The organism is Albimonas pacifica (assembly GCF_900113695.1).
GTDB lineage: Bacteria > Pseudomonadota > Alphaproteobacteria > Rhodobacterales > Rhodobacteraceae > Albimonas > Albimonas pacifica.
Genome location: NZ_FOQH01000001.1, coordinates 20,423 through 42,180, shown reverse-complemented (window position 1 = coordinate 42,180; position 21,758 = coordinate 20,423). Strand labels below are relative to the sequence as shown.

10 protein-coding genes are annotated in these 21,758 nt (G+C 76.3%); 8 read left to right on the top strand and 2 right to left on the bottom strand.

The genetic code is table 11. The annotated features are described in order from the left end of the window. Window positions 1-127: 127 nt before the first annotated feature. The 4 genes from BM064_RS00125 (at window position 128) to BM064_RS27300 (ending at window position 13,520) form a co-directional block, all read left to right on the top strand. Window positions 128-10,024, top strand: coding sequence for an autotransporter outer membrane beta-barrel domain-containing protein (locus BM064_RS00125; protein ID WP_143103227.1), 9,897 nt, complete (start codon window positions 128-130; stop codon window positions 10,022-10,024). Window positions 10,025-10,316: 292 nt separating this feature from the next. Then, window positions 10,317-11,948 carry a cyclic peptide export ABC transporter gene (locus BM064_RS00120; protein WP_177236094.1) on the top strand — a complete coding sequence of 544 codons (1,632 nt, stop codon included), beginning with the start codon at window positions 10,317-10,319 and terminating at the stop codon, window positions 11,946-11,948. Beyond that, window positions 11,945-13,225: a prohibitin family protein gene (locus BM064_RS00115; protein ID WP_092856490.1), complete on the top strand. Its 1,281-nt coding sequence runs from the start codon at window positions 11,945-11,947 to the stop codon at window positions 13,223-13,225. The genes BM064_RS00120 and BM064_RS00115 overlap by 4 nt, the downstream gene beginning before the upstream one ends. Before the next feature lie 124 nt (window positions 13,226-13,349). After that, a complete protein-coding gene (locus BM064_RS27300) occupies window positions 13,350-13,520 on the top strand; it encodes a hypothetical protein (protein ID WP_177236093.1) in 171 nt (56 codons plus the stop codon). On the opposite strand, the gene BM064_RS00110 is transcribed toward BM064_RS27300, so the two are convergent. Together BM064_RS00110 and BM064_RS00105 are read right to left on the bottom strand one after the other, a co-directional pair. Further along, window positions 13,462-15,021, bottom strand: coding sequence for a SagB family peptide dehydrogenase (locus tag BM064_RS00110; protein WP_092856487.1), 1,560 nt, complete (start codon window positions 15,019-15,021; stop codon window positions 13,462-13,464). The two genes, BM064_RS27300 and BM064_RS00110, sit on opposite strands and share 59 nt — an antisense overlap. 160 nt (window positions 15,022-15,181) lie before the next feature. Next, complete coding sequence (locus BM064_RS00105) at window positions 15,182-17,482, bottom strand: TOMM precursor leader peptide-binding protein (protein ID WP_143103226.1); 2,301 nt, start codon at window positions 17,480-17,482, stop codon at window positions 15,182-15,184. 252 nt (window positions 17,483-17,734) lie between these two features. On the opposite strand from BM064_RS00105, the gene BM064_RS00100 reads away from it, so the two are divergent. From BM064_RS00100 to BM064_RS00085, 4 genes are all read left to right on the top strand, one after another. Then, window positions 17,735-18,304: a YcjF family protein gene (locus BM064_RS00100; RefSeq protein ID WP_092856481.1), complete on the top strand. Its 570-nt coding sequence runs from the start codon at window positions 17,735-17,737 to the stop codon at window positions 18,302-18,304. Window positions 18,305-18,421: 117 nt separating this feature from the next. Continuing rightward, the gene (locus BM064_RS00095; RefSeq protein ID WP_092856478.1) at window positions 18,422-18,883 is read left to right on the top strand and encodes a hypothetical protein; all 462 of its coding nucleotides are present in this window, start codon (window positions 18,422-18,424) and stop codon (window positions 18,881-18,883) included. A gap of 121 nt (window positions 18,884-19,004) precedes the next feature. Then, the gene (locus BM064_RS00090) at window positions 19,005-19,907 is read left to right on the top strand and encodes a GNAT family N-acetyltransferase (protein WP_092856476.1); all 903 of its coding nucleotides are present in this window, start codon (window positions 19,005-19,007) and stop codon (window positions 19,905-19,907) included. Window positions 19,908-20,145: 238 nt separating this feature from the next. Further along, a complete protein-coding gene (locus BM064_RS00085) occupies window positions 20,146-21,747 on the top strand; it encodes a hypothetical protein (protein ID WP_177236092.1) in 1,602 nt (533 codons plus the stop codon). The last annotated feature ends 11 nt before the right edge of the window (window positions 21,748-21,758 follow it).

Below are 21,758 nucleotides of genomic sequence, written 5' to 3'. Positions count from 1 at the left end.
CTTTCCGAGGGTTGGAATCGGTTTGCACGAAAGTGCACCGTTCGTTCGGGGGGACGAAGCCGGCGGCACCCGGAGCGCTCCGCATTCCGCGCGAGGCGTTCGTCGCCCTGTGGGGAGCGAAACCACCATGCTCATCGTTGCGTCTCGCGCGCGGCTTCGGCCTGCGTCCGCGTCCGGCCGTCTGACCCGCCTGCTGGGGGCCTGCTCGGTTCCCGCCCTGTGCCTGGGCGGGGGGGCCGCGCTGGCGGACCCGTTCCCCTGCCCCGCCGGAGGGTCGCAGGACGTGGTCTGCACCATCGACGCGGACGAGACCGGCGACGGCGTCTACGTGAACTACAAGGGCCCGAACGGGACCGAGGACAACCCCGACGCGCCCACGGCGGCGAGCTACACGCTGACCAGCGCCGCCGACGTCGACCAGTCGGCCCAGGCGCCGGGCGTCTTCGTGGTGCGCACCCGCGGCGGCCAGGGCTCGAACGCGCCCGACGACGCGGGCGCCAGCGGCCGGGGGGGCGTCGCCTCGATCACCAACACCGGCACGATCGACGTGGACGCGCTGCTGTTCGACGCCGCGATGGGCGGGGGAGGCGGCGTCGGCCTCGTCGACGATCCGGGCATCGTCTACCTGCTGCATGCCTCCAGCTCCGGCGGCGCGGGCATCAACGCGCGCGACCAGGACGTCGGCGGCGGCGACGGGGGCGCCGGCGGCGCCGGCGGCTATGCCGAGGCGATCAACAGCGGCGCGCTGACCCTGCGCCCGACGGGCGCGGCCAGCGGCGCCGGGACCGACGGCGCGGTCGCGATCTTCGCCGGCTCCACCGGCGGCGTCGGCGGCAACCGCGACACCACCATAGGCGAGGATCCCGAGGACGGCGACGGCGGCACGGCCGGCGACGTCCACGTGCAGAACACCGGCTCGATCTCGGTCTGCGACGCCTCGGCCGCCTGCGACGGCGGCGGCGCGGCCGAGGGCCCGACGCTGAACCGCCTCGCCGAGGGCATCCACGCCGAGAGCGTCGGCGGCTACGGCGGCCCCAACACCTCGATCGGAGGGCGGGCCGGCTCGGTCTCGGTCGACACCACGGGCGACATCACGGTGGTCGCGCCGGTCGCCCCGGGCGGCGCCGCGCGGGGCGTCTACCTGCTCAGCCAGGGCGGCGCCGCGGGCATCGACAGCCGCAAGTCGGGCACCCCCGGCGGGAGCGGCGGGCACGCGGGCGTGCTGACCGTCCGCCACGACGGCGTGATCACGGTCGACGCCGGCGACTTCGACCCGCGCGAGGACACCGAGATCGACCGCGGAGAGGACGTCACGCCCGACGTCCTTCCCGGCTACATCGACCAGGCCGGCGGCATCGTCGCGGTGGCGCTCGGCGCGGCGGCGGGCGGGTCGCACGACGGCGCCTCGAACCAGGACGCCGGCGACGGCGGCGGCGCCGGGGTGGACGAGAACGACCTGTTCGCCCCCTCCACGATCACGCTCGCGGCCCGATCCCGGGTGGAGGTGATCGGCGACGAGCTGATCGGCATCGGCCTGTTCCTCGAGGGCGGCGACGGCGGCAAGGGCCAGTCCTCGGACAGCAACGGCGGCGACGGGGGCTCGGCCGGGGCCGCGACGGTCAGCCTGGGCCAGAACGCCGTGATCACGACCCAGGGCGACAACGGCGTGGGCGTGCTGGTGCGCACCAAGGGCGGCCCGGGCGGCGGCCTCTGGACGCCGAGCGGGCTGACCGACTTCCGCGACGACTCGGCCGGTTCCGGCGGCTCCAGCGGCGCGGTGACGGTCGAGAGCGGCGTCGCCGCCGACGACCTGACCCACGCCGCCTACATCGCGACCAGCGGCGCGCGCGCCATCGGCATCGCGGCGCAGAGCCTCGCGGGCTCCGGCGGGGCGGCGAGCGAGAACTACTCGCTGATCTCCACCGGCGCCACCAACGGCGGCAACGGCGGCCATGCGGGCGCGGTGACGGTCAGCGGGCGCTTCGGGATCCTGACCGATGGCGCGGGCGCGCACGGGGTGCTGATGCAGTCGATCTCCGGCGGCGGCGGCGACCTGACCTCCGACGGCGGGCTGATCGCGGTGGCGGGCGGCGGCGGCGACGGCCAGGCGGGCGGCACGGTGACCTGGCACGGCGACGGCAGCTCGATCATCGTCTCGGGCGTGGCGGCCTCGGCCCTGGTGATGCAGTCGATCGGCGGCGGCGGCGGCGACGTGAACGACTACGGCGGCGCCGGCAGCGTCTTCACCATCGGCGGCCAGGGCGGCCCCGGCGGTCCCGGCGGCGCGGTGACCGCGAGCTTCGACCAGGACATCGAGCTTCAGACCGACGGGCGCTTCGCCTACGGCATGCTGATGCAGTCCATCGGCGGCGGCGGCGGCAACGGGGGCGACGTGTTCACCATCGCCGGCCGCCTGCCCAGCGTCGCGGTCGGCGGCGACGGCGGCGTCGGCGGCGACGGCGGCGCGGTGACCCTGACCGAGACCTCGGTCGGCGGGAATCGCCGCCAGATCTCCACCCGGGGCGACAACGCCCATGGCGCGCTGCTGCAGTCGATCGGCGGCGGCGGCGGCGCGGGCGGCGACGCCCGCGCGGTCAGCTTCGGGATCGGCTCGCTCTCGGCCATCGCCATGGCCGGCGGCGCGCAGAGCGGCGGGCACGGGGGCACGGTCACGGTCGACCTCAGCCAGGTCGACGTCTCCACCACGGGCTCCCACGCCAAGGGCATGGTGCTGCACTCGGTCGGCGGGGGCGGCGGCGCCGGGGGCGCGGCGAGCTCGGTCAACCAGAGCTTCGGCATCTCCACCGCCGCCGCGGTCGGCGGCAAGGGCGGCGCGGGCGGAAACGGCGGCGCGGTCTCGGTCGCCCTCGACGCCATGACCCTGACCACGGGCCAGGCCTCGGACCCCACGGCCGCCTCGCACAACCACGGGCTGGTGGTGCAGTCGGTGGGCGGCGGCGGCGGGATCGGCGGCTCGGGCGACGCCACCGCGGTCGCCTCGGCGCTGAGCATCCCCGACGCCGACGTCTCGATCGCCGTCGCCGGCGCGGCCGGCGTCGGCGGGGCGGGCGGCGTGGGCGGCGACGGCGGCCATGTCAGCCTGACCCTGACCGACTCGGCGCTGCAGACCGCGGGATCGGGCGCCCACGGGATCGTGGCCCATTCCATCGGCGGCGGCGGCGGCGTCGGCGGCGAGGGCGGCGCGATGGCCGCGGCCTCGACCCTGCGCGAGAAGATCGCCGAGCAGGTCCCCTCCGAGGGCGACGAGGAGGAAGGCGTCACCCTCAACGCCTCGATCTCGGCGGCGGTGGGCGGGGCGGGCAACGCCGCCGGCAACGGCGGCCTGGTCGAGCTCTTCCTGGGCGGCGGCGGCCGGATCGTGACGCTAGGCGACAGCTCCAACGGCCTGCTCGCCCAGTCGATCGGCGGCGGCGGCGGCGACGGCGGCATCGCCTCGGCCGGGGTGAAGAAGTTCGGCGAGGGCGACGGGGTGAAGACCTCGCTCTCGGTCGGCGGCCAGGGCGGGGGCGGCGGCCACGGCGGCGACATCTCGGCGGACCTGAAGCGCTACACCGCCGTGCGCACGGCCGGCGAGGGTTCGCGCGGGGTGGTGCTGCAGACGGTGGGCGGCGGCGGCGGGACCTCGCAGACCGTCACCGTCGGCCTGCCCGGCAACCTGACCGAGCAGGTCACCGAGGCGCTCGCCGGCGTGAAGGCCCCGCGGATGACCGTGGGCGTGGGCATGACCGGCGGCACGGGCGGCCGCGGCGGCACGGTGCGGGCGCTCGACCTCGACGGGGTCATCGTGACCTACGGCGCCGACGCGGACGGGGCGCTGATCCAGGCCATCGGCGGGGGCGGCGGGCTCGGCGGCTCCTTCGGGGGGACCGGGACCGAGGAGGAGGAGGACGGCTCGGGCGGCTTCAACCCGCTGGAGTTCGGCCTGAAATACAACGAGATCAAGGAGGCGATCGAGCGTCCGACGGCGCTGAGCCTCACCGTGGGCGGGACCGGGGGGACCGGGGGCGACGGCGGCAACTTCGTCGACCTCGACGCCCAGACTCCAGACGGCGACCCGCCGTACACCTCGCCCACCCTGCGCGGGCGGATCGTCACCTTCGGCGACTTCGCCGACGGCGCGGTGCTGCAGTCCATCGGCGGCGGCGGCGGCGCGGGCGGCTCGGCGGTGCCCTCGGATTCCATCGGGCTGCTCGACCTGTCGATGCGGGTGGGGGGCGTGGGAGGCGTAGGCGGCAGCGGCGGCTACGTGGGCTTCCAGCTCAAGGGCGGCGCGCTGATCTCCACCGCCGGCTTCGGCGCCCATGGCGCGGTGCTGCAGTCCATCGGCGGCGGCGGCGGCATGGGGGGCACCGGCTCGCGGCTGGTGGCGGGCTACGGGCTCGACGCGCAGACCGAGGCGCCCGAGGCCGATCCCTCCGACCCCGGCGAGGCGCCTCCGGGCACGGAGCTTCCCGACCCCGACGGCGGCGGCGCCGTCGACTACGGCAACGTGCGGGTCAACGACGACCCGGCCTTCGACAAGATCGACGTCTCCGACCTGCTCGCGCCCGAGGACCCGCTGCCGGCGGCGGTGGTGCGCATGGGCGTGGGCAGGGGCGGCGTCGGCGGCGCGGCCATGAACGGCGGCCTGATCGAGCTGCGCGCGAACGCCGGATCGAAGATCCGCACCGCGGGCTTCCACGCCTTCGGCGTCGTGGCGCAGTCCATCGGCGGCGGCGGCGGCATGGGCGGCATCGGCAGCGCGCCGATCACCGCCGACCAGATCTCGCTCGAGGACGCGCAGGAGGACGCCAACCGCGCCGACTACGCCGCCACGTTCAACGCCCTGTTCCGCGGGGCGCACCTGGACTTCATGGCCGGCGGCGACGGGGGCGTGGGCGGCTCCGGCGGCGCGGTCGAGATCTCGGGCGCCTTCGACATCGCCACCACGGGGCCGCGCAGCATCGGCCTGCTGGCCCAGTCGGTGGGCAACGGCGGCGGGGCCGCGGGGATCGAGGGCGCGCGCATCATGCGGCTGGGCGGCGACGGCAGCCCCGGGGGCGCGGGCCTGGTGGACGTGATCCTGGACGCCGGCGCCTTCATCGACACGCAGGGCGTCGGCTCGCACGGGGTGGTGGCGCAGTCGCTGACCGGCGGCGGCGGGACCGTCGCCTCGACCCTCGCCTACGGCTCGGCGCTGCGGCGCTACAACGTCGACGCGCCGCCCGAGACGGCGCTGGCCCTGCCGTTCGAGCTGTCGATGGGCGCCACCGGCGGCGCGGCCTCGTCCTCCGGCGTCGCGAGCTTCGCGCATGACGGCGTGATCAAGACCTCGGGCGGGCACGCCCACGGCGTCATCGTGCAGTCCATCGCCAACGGCGGCGGCGTCGCCCTGCTGACCGAGGCCGAGATCGACCGGGCCACGACCACCACCGTCTCCTCCGGCACGGTGACGCTGGGGACCACCGCCGCCACCTGGGACGCGGCCGGGGTGGACGTCTCGCTGGGGGCGGACGGCCTCGTCGAGACGCTGGGCATCGGCGCGCGCGCCGTGGTGGCCCAGAGCATCGACACCGGCGGCGGCGTCGCCGGCGGCTTCGAGGTGATGCAGCGGCCCAGCGCCGGCGAGAGCTCTCTCGTCTCCCTGATCTACGGGGTGAAGAGCGGCCGTCCCGGCCAGATCTCGGGCGAGACCGTCAGCCTCGAGGCCGCGGGCGTGGTGCGCACCATCGGCGCCGACGCCGACGCGCTGGTGCTGCAGTCCATCGCCGGCGGCGGCGGCCTCATCGGCTCGGCCGGCGGCGCGTCCGCCACGCTCCGCGCGAACGGGACCGTGCAGGCGGCCGCTCCGATCGACCAGACCTCCGACGCGACCGTCTACTCGGCTTCGATGACGCTCGGCGGCCAGGGCCCGACGGGCGGGCGCCACCAGAACACGGTGCGCGCCGACCTGGGCGGCCACGTCGCCACCTGGGGCGATTTCGCCGAGGCCGCCATCGTGCAGGGCATCGCGGGGGGCGGCGGCATCGCCGGCTTCTCGCACGACCCCACCTCGAGCCAGCAGCTCCACGCCTCGATGCGGGTGGGGGGCCAGGGCCAGACCAGCGACTCCGCCTCCAACGGCGGGGTGAGCGCGACCTTCGCCGGGAGCTACGCCACCTCCGGCTACGCGGCGGGCGGGCTGGTGGCGCAGTCGATCTCCGGCGGCGGCGGCGTGGGGGCCATCGGCTCGCGCGCGGTGCGCGCACGCAAGGAGGACCTGCCCGACGGGACCGCCGGCATCGGCGTCGTCGTCGGCGGCGACTCCGGCGCCCAGGGCGCGAACCACCCCGGCGACGTCGCCCTGTCGCTGCAGTCGGGCGCGAGCCTCGCCACCGCCGGCGACGGCGCCTTCGCGGCGGTCGCCCAGGGCATCCAGGGCGGCGGCGGCCTCGGCGCGCTGGGCACCTCGCTGCGCACGAGCTCGGGCGAGCACGGGAGCTACGACCTCGACGCGCGGGTCGGCGGGACCAACGGCACGGGCAAGCCCAACGTGCCCCTCGCCCCCGGCGCGCCCCAGTTCGCGACCGGCCCGGACGTCCAGCTGCGCCTCGACGGAGCCGGCGTCTCCACCTCCGGCGCCATGGCGACGGCGCTGCTGGGCCAGTCCATCGGCGGCGGCGGCGGGCTGCTGATCGCCCCGGCGCAGGGCGTGCCCTCGTTGGTCGTGGGCGCCGACTTCCAGGCCGCCCAGGGCGGCTTCGTGACCTACGAGATCGCCGCCGACGCGACGACGCCGGTCTCGGTCGCGACCGCGGGCGACTTCTCCCGCGGGGCGGTGATGCAGTCGATCGGCGGCGGCGGCGGCGTCTTCGCCGGCGCCCCGCTCGACGACGGCTACGCCGACCCCGACGGCGCCTCGGTCCGGCTCGGCGCGGGCGGCGCCTTCAGCGGCGGAGACGCGCGAAAGGTCGACGGCACGCTGTCGGCCGGGATCTCGACGCAGGGCGACTTCGCCGACGGCGTGGTGCTGCAGACGATCGGCGCCGGCGGCGGCCTCGCCGACTTCGCCGAGACCGCGGACACCGACCGGCTGAGCCGGGTCGACGTCACGCTGGGCGCGAACGGCCCCCTGCTGGGGCGGGGCTGGACGACCTCGGCCACGCTCGACGGCGCCGGGCGGGGGGTGGCCATCGACACCGCCGGCCACGGCGCCTACGGGCTGGTGCTGCAGTCCATCGGCGGCGGCGGGGGGCTCGTCTCCCACCAGGCCGACCGCATCGGCCAGGCGACGGTTCGGCTGGGCACGAGCGCGCCGCTGAACGGCGTCGAGGGCGGCACGGTGCAGGTCGCCTACCAGGCCCCCTCCAGCGGCGAGGTTGCCGACCAGCATATCGCGACGCGGGGCGACGACGCCCACGCGGTGGCGCTGCAGTCGATCGGCGGCGGCGGCGGCATCGTGCGCTTCCGCGGGAGCGAGAGCGGCCCGGGGATCGAGATCGGGCTCGGCCAGCGCAACGCGACCGGCATCTACACGTCCAACGGCGGCCCGGTCACCTGGGCGGCGCCGGTCGCCTTTTCGACGCAGGGCGACCGCGCCATCGGCATCGTCGCTCAGTCGATCGGCGGCGGCGGCGGCATCGCCGCGACCGGCGCGCGCGAGGACATCGTGGACATCACCCTGGGCGGCGGGGGCGGCGACGCCGGCGCGGTCACGGTGACGGTCCAGTCGCGCGACGGCTGCGCCGCCCCCGACAGCGCCTGCAACCTGACGCTCGGCGAGGGCGCCCACGGCATCGTCGCCCAGTCCATCGGCGGCGGCGGCGGCCTGCTGGGCGACGTCTCGCTCGCCGACGGGATCGAGCTGGTCTACGTGACCGGCGCGAACGGCGGCGGCGACGGCTTCAGCGGGGTCGCGGGCGCCTACGGGCGGGCCTCGAACGTGGTCGTCAACCTGCGCTCGAGCCTCAGCACCCAGGGCGACGGCGCCTACGGCATCATCGGCCAGTCGCTGGGCGGGGGCGGCGGTCTCGCCGGATGGTCCGGCGGAACCCAGGCCGGACGCAGCGGCGTCTCCAGCGGGCGCAACCAGGCCGGCCAGGTCTCGATCGACATCGACGCGCCGCTCGCGGCCACCGGGACCAACAGCGCGGCGATCTTCGCCCAGAGCCTGAGCGACGACTTCGACGGCGAGAAGATCGAGATCGACATCTCCGCCCCCGTGGTCGGCGGCCTCGGCGAGTTCGGCGTCGGGCTGCTCGCCCACGGCGGCAACGGCAACAACCTCGTCAAGCTCGAGGAAGGGGGCCTGCTGAGCGCCCTGTCGAATACCGCGATCCGCTACGTGGGGGCGAGCAACGACGGCAACTCGAAGCTGACCATCGACAACGCCGGCCAGGTGAACGGCTCGATCCTGGCGACCTACGCGAACGGGAACGTGTTCCAGCCGACCCTGTCCACCGCCGCCTCCGCCGTCGCCTCGGCCGCGGGCGCCGAGATCGCGGCCGGGCGCCCGGTCCGGCGCTCGGCCCCGGCGGCGCGGCTGATCAACCGGCGCACGGGCGTGGCGCTGGGGGCGCGGGTCTACCAGGCGGACGTGGTCAACCGCGGCCTTCTGGTGGTCGGCGAGACCGGCGACGTCTCGCGCCTGCGCATCCGCGGCCACCTGACCCTGCACGGCTCCAGCGAGCTGGTGGCCGACGTGAACGGGCTGCGCGGCGTCTACGACCTGCTGCAGGTCGATGGGGACGTCGCCCTGGCCGGCCGGCTGACGCTGCTGCCCTCGGCCGTCGCCGGCGGGTCGGAGTTCCGGCTGCTGGAGGCGGGCGGCGAGATCACGGGCCGCTTCGAGGCGGTCGAGAGCGCGCTGTTCGGCTTCGAGCAGCAGATCGACGGCCAGACCCTGTCGCTGACCGCGGCCAGCGCCGACATCGACCGGCCGGAGTTCGGGCTCGGCGGCCAGGAGTCGGCCGCCGCGCGCTATCTCGAGCGGGTCTTCGTCACCGGCGATCCGACCTACGCGCGCCTGTTCGGGGAGCTCGACCTCGCCGCCGGCGCCGGGGGCGGGGCGCTGGGGGCGCTGCTGTCGGGCATGACGCTCGACGCCTCGCTGGCGGCCGAGGCCGCCACGTTCGAGCTGACCCGCGACCGCTTCGACGCGGCGCTCGGCTGCACGGGCCCCGGCGCGCGCAATTTCGCGGGCGGCGACGTGTGCCTGAAGATGCTCGGCTCCGCCCGGCATTTCGACCAGGACGGCGAGGGCCCCGGCGCCGGCTTCTCGGGCGAGGCCTGGACGACCGGCCTCGCCGCCGGCCTGCAGGTCACGCCCGAGTGGCGGCTCGGCGCGGCGGCGGGCTACGAGGCGGTGAACCTGAACGGCGAGACCGGCCGCGGCGGCTCCGAGGGCGGCGCGGGCTTCGTCGGCCTCGCCGCCACGCGGAGCTGGGAGCGGCTGGCGCTGTCGGGCGCCGCGACGCTGGGCTGGGGGTCGTTCGACACCGACCGGGCGACGGCGCCGCTGGCCCCGGGCAAGGCCACGGCCGACCACGACACGCTGAGCCTGGGGGCGCGGCTGCGCGCCTCCTGGACCCAGCCGCTGCCGGCGACCTCGGGCGGCTGGGTGCGGCCGATGGTGGACCTCGACCTGATCCACGTCTCGGCCGACGGCTACCTCGAGCAGGGGGCGGGGGCGCGCTCGCTCCGGGTCTCGGCCAGCGAGGCGACCGCGGTGGTGGTCACCCCGGCGGTGGAGTTCGGCGTCGACCGCGCGCTCGACGACGGCCTGTCGCTGGGGGCCTGGGCGCGGGTGGGCGCGAGCCTGTCGAGCCTCGATTCCTACGACGCCACGGCGCGGCTCGCCAACGACGCGAGCGGCGCGGCCGGCTTCTCGAACGGCGTGGCGATGCCGGGGACGACGGCGCGGCTGGCCGCGGGCGTCAGCCTCGCGCAGGGCGAGCGCGTCTCGGTCGGCCTGCGCTACGAGGGGGCCTTCGGCGACGGCTACGCCGGCCATGCCGCGGGGATCGACGTGTCGATCCGCTTCTGACGCGGCAGGGGCGGGCGCTGCGCGGCGCCCGCCCTTCGCCTCCCCGGGCCCGTCGCGCCCCGCCCCCCCGCCCTCGCGCGGCGGGGGCGGGGGGTCCTGCGCCGCCCTCTCCCGAACCGCCCTTCCCGACGCCGCCCTCTCCGCCGCCGCCCGGCGCCACGGCGGCGCGGAAAAGGTTGACTTTAGAGGCGCCTGGAGGGGAGGGTTCAGGAAGCTGCCCAAGCGTAAAGAGGACGCCGCGATCCGTCGGGCGGCCCGGCGGGCGGCGCGAGGGGACGCGAAGGGAGCTGCGTTGCGATTCGCATCCGTGGTCTGGGGGGCGGCCGAAGGCAGACGGCTCTGGCTTCTGTGCGTGCTCATGGTCGCGACGGTCAGTCCCGTCGGGGTGCTGGCCGTGGTCAACACCGTCATCTCCGGCGGCGCCGGCTACACGGTGCGGGCCCTCGACGTGGCGCTGTTCCTGCTCTCGACGCTCGGCGTGGTCGGGGGGCAGCTCGTCGGCGCCCGGCTGACCGTCGACGCGGTCGAGACCCTGCTCGACGGCATCCGCATGCGCCTGGTGGGCAGTCTGCGCCGCCTGGAATACTCCGACTTCGAGCGCATCGGCGGCGGGCGGATCTACGACGCCCTGACCCGCAACACCGGCGTGATCTCGGAAGCGGCGATGGTGATGCTGCCGGGCTACGCGGCCCTGGGCTCGCTGGCGCTGGGGGGGCTCTACACCCTGGCGCTGTCGCCGGTGGTGTTCTTCACCCTGGCGGGGATCCTGGGCGCCTCGGCGGCGCTCTACACGATCTCCCAGCGCAGCGTGCGCGCCGCCCTGACCGAGGCGGCGGGCGCCGAGACCGCCTTCCTGCGCCTGCTCGGCCACGTGGTCCACGGCTTCAAGGAGACGCGCCTGCACCGCCCGCGCGGGGACTCGCTGGAGGACGCGCACCTCTCCCCCGCCTCGGCCGCGCATCGCGACGCGCGCGCCCGGGCGGCGGCGCGGATCAACAGCGGGATCTCGATCTCCTACGGGTTCTTCTACGTGGCGCTGGCCTCGATCGCCTTCGTGCTGCCGCCCTTCGTCGGCGACCAGGAAATCATCGGCCAGGCGATCTACGTGGCGATCTTCCTGCTCTCGACGGTGGAGATCATCCTGCGCTCGATCCCGCTGATCGCGCGCGCGGAATTCGCCCTCGACGAGCTGGAGCGCGCCGAGCGCGCGGTGGAGGCCGCCGCCGCCGGGGCCGAGACCGGCGAGGTCCCGGCCGCCTTCGGCGAGATCCGGGTCCGCGCCGCCACCTTCACCTATCGCGACGCGGCCGGGGCGCCGGCCTTCTCGATCGGGCCGGTGGACCTGACGGTGCCGGCGGGGGAGACGCTGTTCGTCGTGGGGGGCAACGGCTCTGGCAAGTCGACCTTCCTCAAACTGCTCTGCCGGCTCTACCCGCCCGACTCCGGGGCGCTGGAGCTCGACGGCCGCCCGGTCGGGCCGGCGCAGGCGGCGGAGTGGCGGGGGCTGTTCAGCTCGGTGTTCACCGACTTCCACCTCTTCGACCGGCTCTACGGGCTCGAGGACCGCGACCCCGCGGAGGTGAACGCCCTGCTCGCGGACCTGGGCCTGGGGCGCAAGGTGCGCTTCGAGGACGGGGCCTTCTCGACCACCGATCTCTCGACCGGCCAGCGCAAGCGGCTGGCGCTGGCGGTGGCGCTGCTGGAGCGTCGCCCGATCCTGATCCTGGACGAGGTCGCCGCCGACCAGGACCAGGAGTTCCGCGAACGTCTCTACCGGGAGATCCTGCCCCGCCTTAAGCGGGAGGGGCGAACCCTGATCGTGGTGAGCCATGACGACCGCTACTACGACTGCGCCGACCGGGTGATCCGCTTCGCGGACGGGCGCATCGTGGACGAGCGGCGCCTGGAAGGAGCGCGAGAGTGACCGATCCCAGCCAGCCCGGCCCCGCCGCGCCCCCGCCCCGCAGTCCCGCCCGGCCCGAGAAGCCGCCGCTGTTCACCCGGGGCGAGCGGATCGTGGCCTGGGCGGTGGGCGTCTCGGGGGCGCTGGCGATCGTGCTGCTGGTCTTGTGGAACGTGATCTTCGTGCAGATCCTCCCCGGCCAGGCGGGCGTGCGCTACAAGCTTCTGGGCGGGGGCACCGAGCTGGGCGAGGCCCTGCCCGAGGGCTACGCGCTGAAGTGGCCCTGGGACCGGATCTACATCTACGAGCTGCGCGTGCAGCAGTTCCCCTTCTCGATCGAGGCGCTCTCGTCCGAGGGCATGTCGGTGCGCATCGAGGGCAACGTGATCTACCGCGTGCGCTACGAGACGCTGGGCGGCCTGCAGAAGGCGGTGGGGCCGGAATACCGCGCCCGCGTGGTGGGGCCGATCTCGGTCGCGGCCCTGCGCCACGCGGTGGCCAACCACACCTCGAACGAGCTCTATTCGATCAACTTCGACGCGCTCAAGCGCGAGGTGCTGGACGACATCACCACCCACCGCGCCGCCGAGGTGATCGAGTTCCTCGACGTCGCCGTGCGCGGCATCTACCTGCCCGAGCAGGTGACCCAGGCCATCGACCAGAAGCTGGCGCAGGAGCAGCTCGCCGCCTCCTACGAGTTCCGGCTGATGTCCGAGAAGCAGGAGGCCGAGCGCCGGCGGATCGAGGCGATCGGCATCCGCACCTTCTACACCATCGTCTCCGAGGCGCTGAACGACTCGCTGCTGACCTGGCGGGGGATCGAGGCGACGGTGCAGCTGTCGAAGTCGCCCAACGCCAAGGTGGTGGTGGTGGGCAACGGCAAGGACGCGATGCCGCTGATCCTGGGCGGGGAGCTGGGCGCCCTGCCCGCGGTCGCCCAGCCGGTCCCCTCGATGCCGCCCGGCCAGGACACGGCGCTGCCGAACTGGAACGACATCCCCATGCTGTTCCCCGAGCTGCAGTCCCAGGTGGACTCGCGCGGGGCCCGCAGCGGCGGCGTCCTGCCCCCGCGCGGCCCGCTGCCCGCCGACGGCTCCGCCCCCGAGCGCGAGCCCGGCGACGGCCTGCCCGCCCTGCCCGGCGGCCGGAGCGGGGGGACCGGCGGCGACGCCGACGACCCCGGCGCCGCGGTCGCCCGGCCGGGCGGGGAGCCCGCAGTCGGCGCCATCCCCCAGGACGGCCGCCAGCCCGCCCCCGACGGCGGCGCGCCCCCGGGCTCGCCGCCCCCGCCGAACTGAGGCGGGGCCCGCGCGGCCCCGCCTTCCGGGGCCCGCGCGCACGGCGGGGGGCGCGCGCGCGCGCCCCGCGCCCTTCCCCGCGGCCCGCGCCGGGCCGGGGGCGCCGCCGCAAGGAGGACGCGCGATGCTTCCCTACATTCTCTGGGCGATCTACATCGCCGGCGCGCTGGGCGTCGGCTGGCTGGGGCGCAGCACCCTCGCCGGCTTCGGCGGCTGCCTGGTGCTGTCGCTGCTGTTCACGCCCCTGGCGGTGCTGCTGGCCCTGGTGCTGCTGCAGCGTCGTCCCGCCCGCTGAGCGCGAACTCCGCCAGCGAGGTCTCGATGCGCGGATCGCACCCGGTCAGGAGCGCGAAGTGGCGCTGGTCGCCCAGGCCCACCGGGCAGCCGGCGAGGCCGAGGTCCTCGGCCGCGAGGCTCAGCGCCAGCATCCCCACGCCGGCGTGCATCAGCCCCAGCCGGTAGGCGTTGAAGGCGTAGCGCGGCGCCAGGGCGCCCGGCCGCCAGGCCAGCACCACCACCGCGTCGGGCGTCGCGCGGGCCTGCATCGCCTCCCGGGTCTGGTCCAGGACCGCCTGCAGCGGATCGCCGCCCGCGACGGACGGGTCCGGGAAGCGCGTCAGCGCGTGGGCGAGATCGTCGTAGCCATAGAACCCCCGCGGCAGGCCCAGGCAGCGCCCGACGGCGAGGTAGAGCGACACGTCCCCCTTCGCGCCCCCCGCCGGCAGGTTGCGCGAGTGCCCGCCGAGGCCGGCGGCCTCGCGCTCCGCCCGGCGGCGGGCGATGCGCCACAGCAGCGTGGCGACCGCGCCGACCTCCAGCGGCCGCGCCCCCGGCTCGCGGCGCGAGCGGCGGCTCTCCAGAACCGCGGCGAGGGGGCGCGAGGGGGCGTCCGGCGCGGGGCGCGGCAGGGTCACGCGCGCAAGGTCGGACCGCGCCCAGGCCGGCGGCGGCGCGGGGAGGGGCGGACGCTCGGGCCCGCCCGGGACAGGCGCGTGCAGGCGGTGCACGTTGCGGGTCAGACGGTGGCCCAGCCGGTCCCAGGCGGTCCAGCCGGCGTCCGCCGCAGCCTCGGCCGAGCCGGGGACCGGCGGCGGGCGCAGCACGCCGGCGGCGGCGAAGACCCCGCGCGCCATGGCCGGCATCGGCGGCGCCCCGGCGTGGCCGTGGCCCAGCAGGGCGCCCAGCAGCGGCAGCCCCTCGGGCCCCAGCGTCACCAGCGCGTCGAGGTCGGGGATCTCGAGGATCGTCTCGCGCGGGCCGCGGGCCGCGACCGTCCCCGGGGGCAGCCGCAGCGACAGCGACGGCGGCGTGGGATCGAGCGGCAGGTAGCCCAGGCGCAGCGGCTCGAAGGTCGCGGCCCGCAGGCCGGGGGCGCCCAGCCACCAGGTCAGCAGGCCCTCGGCCCGCAGCCGCGCCAGCAGCGCCCGCGCCTCCTCCGCCAGCCGCGCGGTGTCGGCGGGATCGGCGGGAGGCGCGTCCGGCGCGCCGTCGACGCCCTGGCAGAGGGCCGAGAGCTGGGCCCAGGCCAGGCCCCCCCGCGCCAGCGCGGCGAGCGCCCGGCCCAGCGCCGGCGCCTCCCAGGGCAGCCGCGTCTCCCGGGTCTCGACCAGCGTCAGGCGCAGGGCGCCCGGCAGGGCCTGAGCGGCCGTGACGCGGGGATGCAGGCCCAGATGCAGGCTCCAGCTCTCCGGGTCCGACTCGGGCCGCGGTCCGGGCGCCTCCGCCTCGCCGCCGGCCGCCGCGGGGACCAGGCGCAGCGTCTCCCCCCGCGGCGGCCCGGGCGCGTCGCCGCTCATCGGGCGGCCCGCCGGGCGGGAGCGGATGCGGCGGCCGGGACGGATGCCGGGCCCGGAGCCCGGGAGGTCGCGGCGGACGCCCGGCCCCGCGCAGGCGCCGGGCGACGCCCCGGGGTCGGGGCGATGGCGGGCGCCAGGGCCGCGGAGGGCGCGGGGCGGGTCACAGGACGAAATCGATCGGGTTCAGCTCCTCCTCCCGCGCGGGGCGGTCGCGCCAGCCCATCTTCGCAGGAACCTCGAGCAGCCGGCCCGGGCCGCGCCGGGACCAGAAGTGGCGCATTCCCGGCGCCACCACCTTCACGCAGGCGAGCGGCAGGTCCCCGCGGGCGTAGTCGTGGACCAGCATCTCGATCCCGCAGGCCGCCAGCCGGTCGCGCGCCTCGAGCACCGCGCCCCGCAGGCTGGGCGCCTCGGGCCGCGGCATCCGGCGCACGTCGCGCAGCGCTCCCGCGGCCGGGCGCATCCAGGGCTGGCGGTCGAGCGTCTCCGTCTCCAGCCAGCGGGCGAGGTGGCCGTCGAACTCGGCCTTCTCGGCCTCCGCCCCCTCGGGGCCGTCGAAGGCGATGATCTGGTTGAGCTCGGTCAGCGCCCGCTCCGCCGCCACGCGGGGGTCGAAATGGGCGCCGAAACCCATCAGGATCCGCCCTCCCCCCTCGATCGTCGACGAGACCGCGACCGCCGCCGGGATGCCCACGTCGGTGGTCAGGTCCAGCAGGTGCACCTGGCGCCCGCGCTCGGCGTAGACCGCCAGCATCCGCTCGACGAAGGCGTCGGCGATCCCCTCCAGCGCGATGCCGGGCCGCGCGAGGCGGTTGTACCACCAGATCGCCACCGCATCGCGCTCGACCACCTCCAGCAGGCCCTGCAGGACCGCCTCCGCCGGCGTCGCGCCCGCCGCGCAGCCGTTGGAATCGCCGAGCGCGAAGGGATGGTCCCCCGGCACGCCCCGCGGCTCGTAGCCGTGGTAGCAGAAGCGCGTGGGCAGCCAGCGCGTGGCCTCGTGGGTCAGGGACCAGACCGGGGTCCACTCGACCTCCGCCGTCTCGTCGAAGGGCACGGGCACGTGGTGAAGCGGCGAGCTCTGCGCGTTGATCCGGGCGCGCTCGGCATACTGGCGCTCGGAGAAGCCCAGCAGCGCCTCGGGCCGGATCGCGGCCTCGCCCAGGTCGGCCAGGCGCGCGCGGATCCGCGGCTCGGCCCCCGACCAGCCCGAGCCGTAGCGCTCCACCGCCTCGGCGAGGCAGGAGACGCGGGCCTGGGCTTCGGTCAGGCCCTTGCCGCTGGCGGCGCCCGGCTTGCCCGCGCGCCGGTTGCGGGTGAAGTCGACGCCGCCCCGGGTGGCCTGGCTGGCGTTGAACACATAGAGGCCGCGGCCGTGGTCGTGCCCCGGCACGATGCCGGAGACGATGCCGGTCAGGTCGCTGACCAGCGGCTCCAGCCGCGCCAGCGCCTGCTCGGCGCTCCAGGCGCGCCAGCCGCCGATCTCGCTGTCGACCGACGCCTCCTCGCCCAGCGGGAAGGGCTCGGCGGCGGCGGGGGGCGGGGGCGCCTCGGGGCCGCAGACCGGACAGTCGCGGAAGGTCCAGCAGCGGTGCAGGCGACGCTCCCCCGTGGCGCCGTCGATCTCCAGAAGCGCGCCCGAGAGCGTCTCGCCCTCGTCGAGCGCCATGCGGGTGATCTCCAGCGTGGCGGCGGCGCGGGCCATCTCGAGCGACGCCGGCAGCCAGGCGCGCGCGGGCCGGGGCCCGGCGGCGCCGGCGGGGGCGAGCGCGTCGTTGGGCCGGTGCTCGGCCATCCGGCGCAGGAGGCACGCGAGGCAGCCGCCCCCCGTCGCGCCGCCGAAGCCCGGCCCCATCAGCGGCCCGATCAGCGCCCGCCGCCCGCCCGGGCGCATCGGCAGCCAGGTCCGCTCCGACCCCAGCGCCCGGGCGAGGTCCTGCAGCGCGGGGTCGAGGTAGTCGTCGACCAGCGCCACCACCAGCTCGGCCGTGCGCAGGTCGCCGGGCGCGAAGCCCGAGCCCATCAGCATCCCGGTCAGCGCCCCCGCCCCGGTCGAGCCCGCCGCCGCCCCGCGCCCCAGCCCGGCCACCGCGACGCGGGCGGAGGCGAGGCGCAGCTCGGTCTCGGCCGGGGGCAGTCCGCCCTCGGACCAGAAGGCCTGGCGGTTGACGTCGGCGCCCGGGGCCAGCGCCACCACCTGCCCCGCCTCGTAGAGGCTGACCAGCGTGCGGCGCGCCTGCTCGCCCGCGTCGGGGGCGGCGCCGGGGTCGGCGGCGATCTCGGCGAGGATGCGGGCGCCGGTGCGCTCCCCGGTCAGGCGGGGAATCAGGCGGCTGTAGAGGTCGCCGCGCAGGCGCAGGCTGCGCCCCTCGGCGAACAGGAGGAAGCGGTCGCTCGCCTCCTGGTGGACGGTGAAATGGGGCGCGATCGCCAGGTGCTTGTCCGCCAGATCCTCGGCCATGGCCCGCCGCGCCTCCCGTCCGCCGGCGCCGCCGCGCCCTCCCCTTTTCCCTTGCGTAACCGGGGGCGGGCGGCGCTGGCAAGGCAAACATGGCTGCGACCGCGAGTCCGAACCGCCTGACCATGAACGACTTTTCATGGAAAAGAACTTTACGTTGCGTCGCCCTTGTGAAACGCTCTGCGGCGGATCGACTGCCGCGCCATGCACGCATGACGGGCGCCGGGCGACGCCGGGACAGACGGGGGGGAAGGCATGACGGCTCAGATCGAGACGACGTCCGGCGACGACGGGGGCCCGCCGCGCGCGCCGACGCCCGAGGCCGACGCTGCCTGCGACCGCATCATCTGGAACCACGTGGCCTATGCGGCGGTCGCCGGCCTGGTGCCGATCCCCGCGGTGGACATCGCCGCCGCGACGACCGTGCAGGTGCGCATGGTCGCCCAGCTGTGCGAGGCGCGCGGCGTGAAATTCTCCGAGCAGGCGGTGAAGACCGTGATTTCCACCCTGATCACCGTGGGCCTGCCCCGCGGCGTGCTCGGCTACCCGGCGATCTCGGCCGCCAAGTCGGTGCCCGGGATCGGCACGCTGCTGGCGGTCGCCACGCTGCCGGCGCTGAACGGCGCGGTGACCTGGGCCGTGGGCCGGGTCTTCGACTGGCATTTCGCCCGCGGCGGCACGATCGAGACCCTGAACCCCGCCGCCCTGAGCAGCCGCTTCGCCACCGAGGTGGAGCGGGGGAAATCCGCGGTGAAATCCGCGGTCCGCCGACGCGACACGTCGAAGGCGGACGATGCCGAGGTCGTCAAGACCGAGGCCGGCTGACCGGCCCGGCGGGCCGCGCCCGCCGCCGCCGACACGACGTCGCCGCTCCGCCCGGCGACGCGGCGCGCCGACAGCCCGGCGCTCCTGGCATTTGACCCGTGGGGGGAGGACCCGAAGATGACCCATCACCTGATCGCAGCCACGTTCGATCTCGCGCCCGACGCGCGCCCGGCCCCGTGGCCGACGGCGGCCGGCCCCGCCGCCGCGCCGGCCGAGACGCTCGACGCGCCCCTCGCCGCCGCCCTCCTCTGCACGCCCTGCTGCTACGTCTGCAAGGGGCCGGAGGAGGCGCAGGCCGCCGAGACGCTCGACGCGCCGCTCTCCGCCGCCATGCCCTGCGCCCCCTGCTGCTTCATGTGCAGGGGCCCGGAGGAGGCGCCGGCGGCCGAGGTCCTCGACGCGCCGCTCTCCGCCTCCGCGCCCTGCGCCCCCTGCTGCTTCATGTGCAGGGGCCCGGAGGAGGCGCCGGCGGCCGAGGTCCTGGACGCACCCGCCGCCGCCGCGCCCTGCGTGTGCCTGTTCTGCTGCCAGGCGTCCCCGGCGGCGTCCGAGGACCACGCGTCCTTCGCCGCGGGCTGAGGCCCCGCGCCCGTCTCCTCCGGCCGGAGGGGGCGGGCGGCGATCCGCGTCGCCTGCACGCGACCCGAACCCGGCTTCCCCGAAGCCGGGTTCGCCCTGTCCGGCCCTGCGCGAGACCTGGATGACCGACCCCGACCTGCACGCAGCCCCGGTCCGCCCCGAGGACGCGGCCGAGGCGCATGCCTTCCTCGCCGGGCTCTTCGCCGAGACGACCGCGGCGGAGGCCTGGTGGCGCAAGCGCCTGGACGAGGGGCCCGAAACCCTGGCGCTGGTGCGCGACCGCGCGGCCCCCGGCGCCCCCGTGGCCGGGCTGGGCGCGCTGGAGGACCGGGCGATGATCCGCCTCGACGGGCGGATGTGCGTCTTCGCGCGCCCGCCGGGGGCGGCGCCGGCGCTCGACGCGGCGCTGAACCGCGGGATCGAGGCGATCGCCCGGCCTCTCGGGGTCGGCCTGCTCGCCGCCACCGTCGACGCGCCCGAGGACCCGGCAGCCGCACCCCTCTGCCCCGCGGGCTTCGCGCCCTACCAGCGCCTGCTGGTGGTGTCGCTGCCCCTCGACCAGCCCGCCTCGGCGCCGCCCGAGGGGGTGAGCGTCGCGCCTCATGCCGGCGGCGACCCCGAGGCCGAGGCCGAGGCCGCCGCCATCGCCTGGCGGATGCTGAGGCGCGAGCGGGTCTGGCCGGAGCTGGACGGCCCCGCGCTCGCCGAGCAGATGGCCCGGCCCGAGAGCCTGTGGCTGCTGGCGCGCGAGGGCGCGACCGGCCGCGTGGTCGGCGTGGCCGAGACCCTGCCCGCCTCCGGCTTCTACAGCATGATGGCGATCGCGCGCAGCCACTGGGGGACCGGGCTCGCCGACCACATGACCCGCGCCGGCCTGCGCGGGATGGCCGAACGCGGCGCCGCCTTCGCCTTCTCCCTGGTGCGCCCGGAGAACGCGGCCTCGCTGAAGCTCCAGGCCCGCTCCGGCGCCGCGCCGCTGCGTGCGCTGCAGATGTGCACGCGCGAGGTGCCGGCCCGGGCCTGAGCCCGCGGCGTCGGTCCGCAGGCAGGCGGACCGCTCGCCCCCGGACCGCCCCTGCGCCGGCGCCGGGAGGGGCGCGCGGCGCAGTGATCGGGGGGCGGATCGTCGTCCCGACAAATCCCTTGACAGACCGGACGCAACGGAAAGCAAAATGTGTTCATGAACCCATCGCCATTCCAGGACGGCAACCGCCGGCGCTTATCCATTGAACACCTCCCCCCGGGCCCTCATCGAGTTGTCGTTGCACGGCGGATTCAGCGCACGACTTTCGACGGGCGAGCGACTTTCGCTGGGGTCGAAACAAAAGGCGCTGCTGGCCGTGCTGGCGCTCGCGCCTGACGGCGCCCGCGCCCGGGCCTGGCTGCAGGCGGCGCTGTGGAGCCGCTCGGACGCGCCGCAGGCGCAGTCGAGCCTGCGCACCGCGATCTCCGACCTGCGCCGCGCCCTCGGGCCGGCGGCCGGCGTGCTCTCGGCCTCGCGCAGCGACGTCTCCCTCGACCTCGAGCGCGTCCGCGTCGTCGACGATCCCGGCGACGGCGAGCTGCTGGCGGGCATCGACCTGCCCGACGCGGACGGTTTCGAGGACTGGCTGCGCCAGGCCCGGCAGGGCCGGCGGCGGCGCCCTGTCCCGCCCCCGGCGCGCCCATGGAGCGCCGAGGTCGTGGTCCTGCCGCTGCTGTCGGCCGGATACGCCGCCGCGCCCTCGCCGCTGGGCGACCTGGTCTCCGAGGACGTCGCCCGGCGGCTGGGGCGCACGGGGGTGCTGGACGTCGTCTCCCATCTCTCGGCGCGGGAGTTCGTGCGCCAGGGCTCCGGCCTGCCGCTGGCGAGCAGCCTCGGCGCCGCCTTCGTGGTCTGCGGGCGTGTGCTCCAGACCAGCCCCCGGATCGACTGCGAGATCGACCTGCATGACATCGCCGCCGGCCGGTTCGTGTGGAGCCGCCGGTTCCTCTGCGCGGCCGACGAGCCGTTCGAGCGGCCGGATTCGATTTCCGCCGGCATCGCGCAGGCGGTCTTCGCCACCCTGGCCGGACGCGCGGTGGAGCAGGCGCGCGCCCTGCCGCTGGAGCAGCTCAGCGGCCGCGAGCTGACCGTGGCGGCGATCCGGCTGATGCACCGCTCCGCCCCGGGCGAGTTCCTGGAGGCCGGGCGCCTGCTGAGCCACGCGCTGGGGCGCGATCCCCGGCAGGCGGCGACGCACGCCTGGCTGGGCAAGTGGCACGTGATGCGGGTCCAGCGCAGCCTGTCCGAGGCGCCGCGGCAGGATCAGGACGCGGCCCTGCGCCACGCGGCGCGCGCGCTCGACGCCGATCCGGACGCGACGCTGGCGCATGCGGTGACGGGCTTCGTGCACAGCCACCTGATGCGGGACTTCACCGCGGCGGAGACGCATTTCTCCGCCGCCCGCGCGATCGTGCCGAGCGACGCCTTCTCGACCTTGCTGCTGGGCGCCGTGCGGGCGTTCCAGGACCGGCCGGCGGAGGCCATCGAGCTCACCGAGCGGGCGCGCAGCCTCTCGCCGCTGGACCCCGAGCGCTACCACTACGACTCGCTCGGGGCGACGGCCTACCTGTGCGGGCGGCGCTTCCAGGAGGCGCTCGACCTCGCCCAGACCTCGCTGAAGGCGAACCGGAACCACCCCTCGACGCGGCGGGTCGAGATCATCGCGCTGCAGATGCTCGACCGCGGCGACGAGGCGCGAAGCGCCGCGCGGGCGCTGATGGAGCTCGAGCCGGGATTGACCATCGACCGCTACCTCGCCCGCCACCCCGCGGCGGAGAGCGCGTCGGGACAGGAATTCGCACGGGCGCTCGCCGCGGCGGGCGTCCCCCAAAGCGCTTGAGGAAGGAGTGA

Excerpts from the sequence above, each read along its gene's own strand:
- BM064_RS00105 (WP_143103226.1), bottom strand. The coding sequence starts at position 17,482 with ATGGCCGAGGATCTGGCGGACAAGCACCTGGCGATCGCGCCCCATTTC.
- BM064_RS00110 (WP_092856487.1), bottom strand. The coding sequence starts at position 15,021 with ATGAGCGGCGACGCGCCCGGGCCGCCGCGGGGGGAGACGCTGCGCCTG.
- BM064_RS00100 (WP_092856481.1), top strand. The coding sequence starts at position 17,735 with ATGACGGCTCAGATCGAGACGACGTCCGGCGACGACGGGGGCCCGCCG.
- BM064_RS00125 (WP_143103227.1), top strand. The coding sequence starts at position 128 with ATGCTCATCGTTGCGTCTCGCGCGCGGCTTCGGCCTGCGTCCGCGTCC.
- BM064_RS00090 (WP_092856476.1), top strand. The coding sequence starts at position 19,005 with ATGACCGACCCCGACCTGCACGCAGCCCCGGTCCGCCCCGAGGACGCG.
- BM064_RS27300 (WP_177236093.1), top strand. The coding sequence starts at position 13,350 with ATGCTTCCCTACATTCTCTGGGCGATCTACATCGCCGGCGCGCTGGGC.
- BM064_RS00095 (WP_092856478.1), top strand. The coding sequence starts at position 18,422 with ATGACCCATCACCTGATCGCAGCCACGTTCGATCTCGCGCCCGACGCG.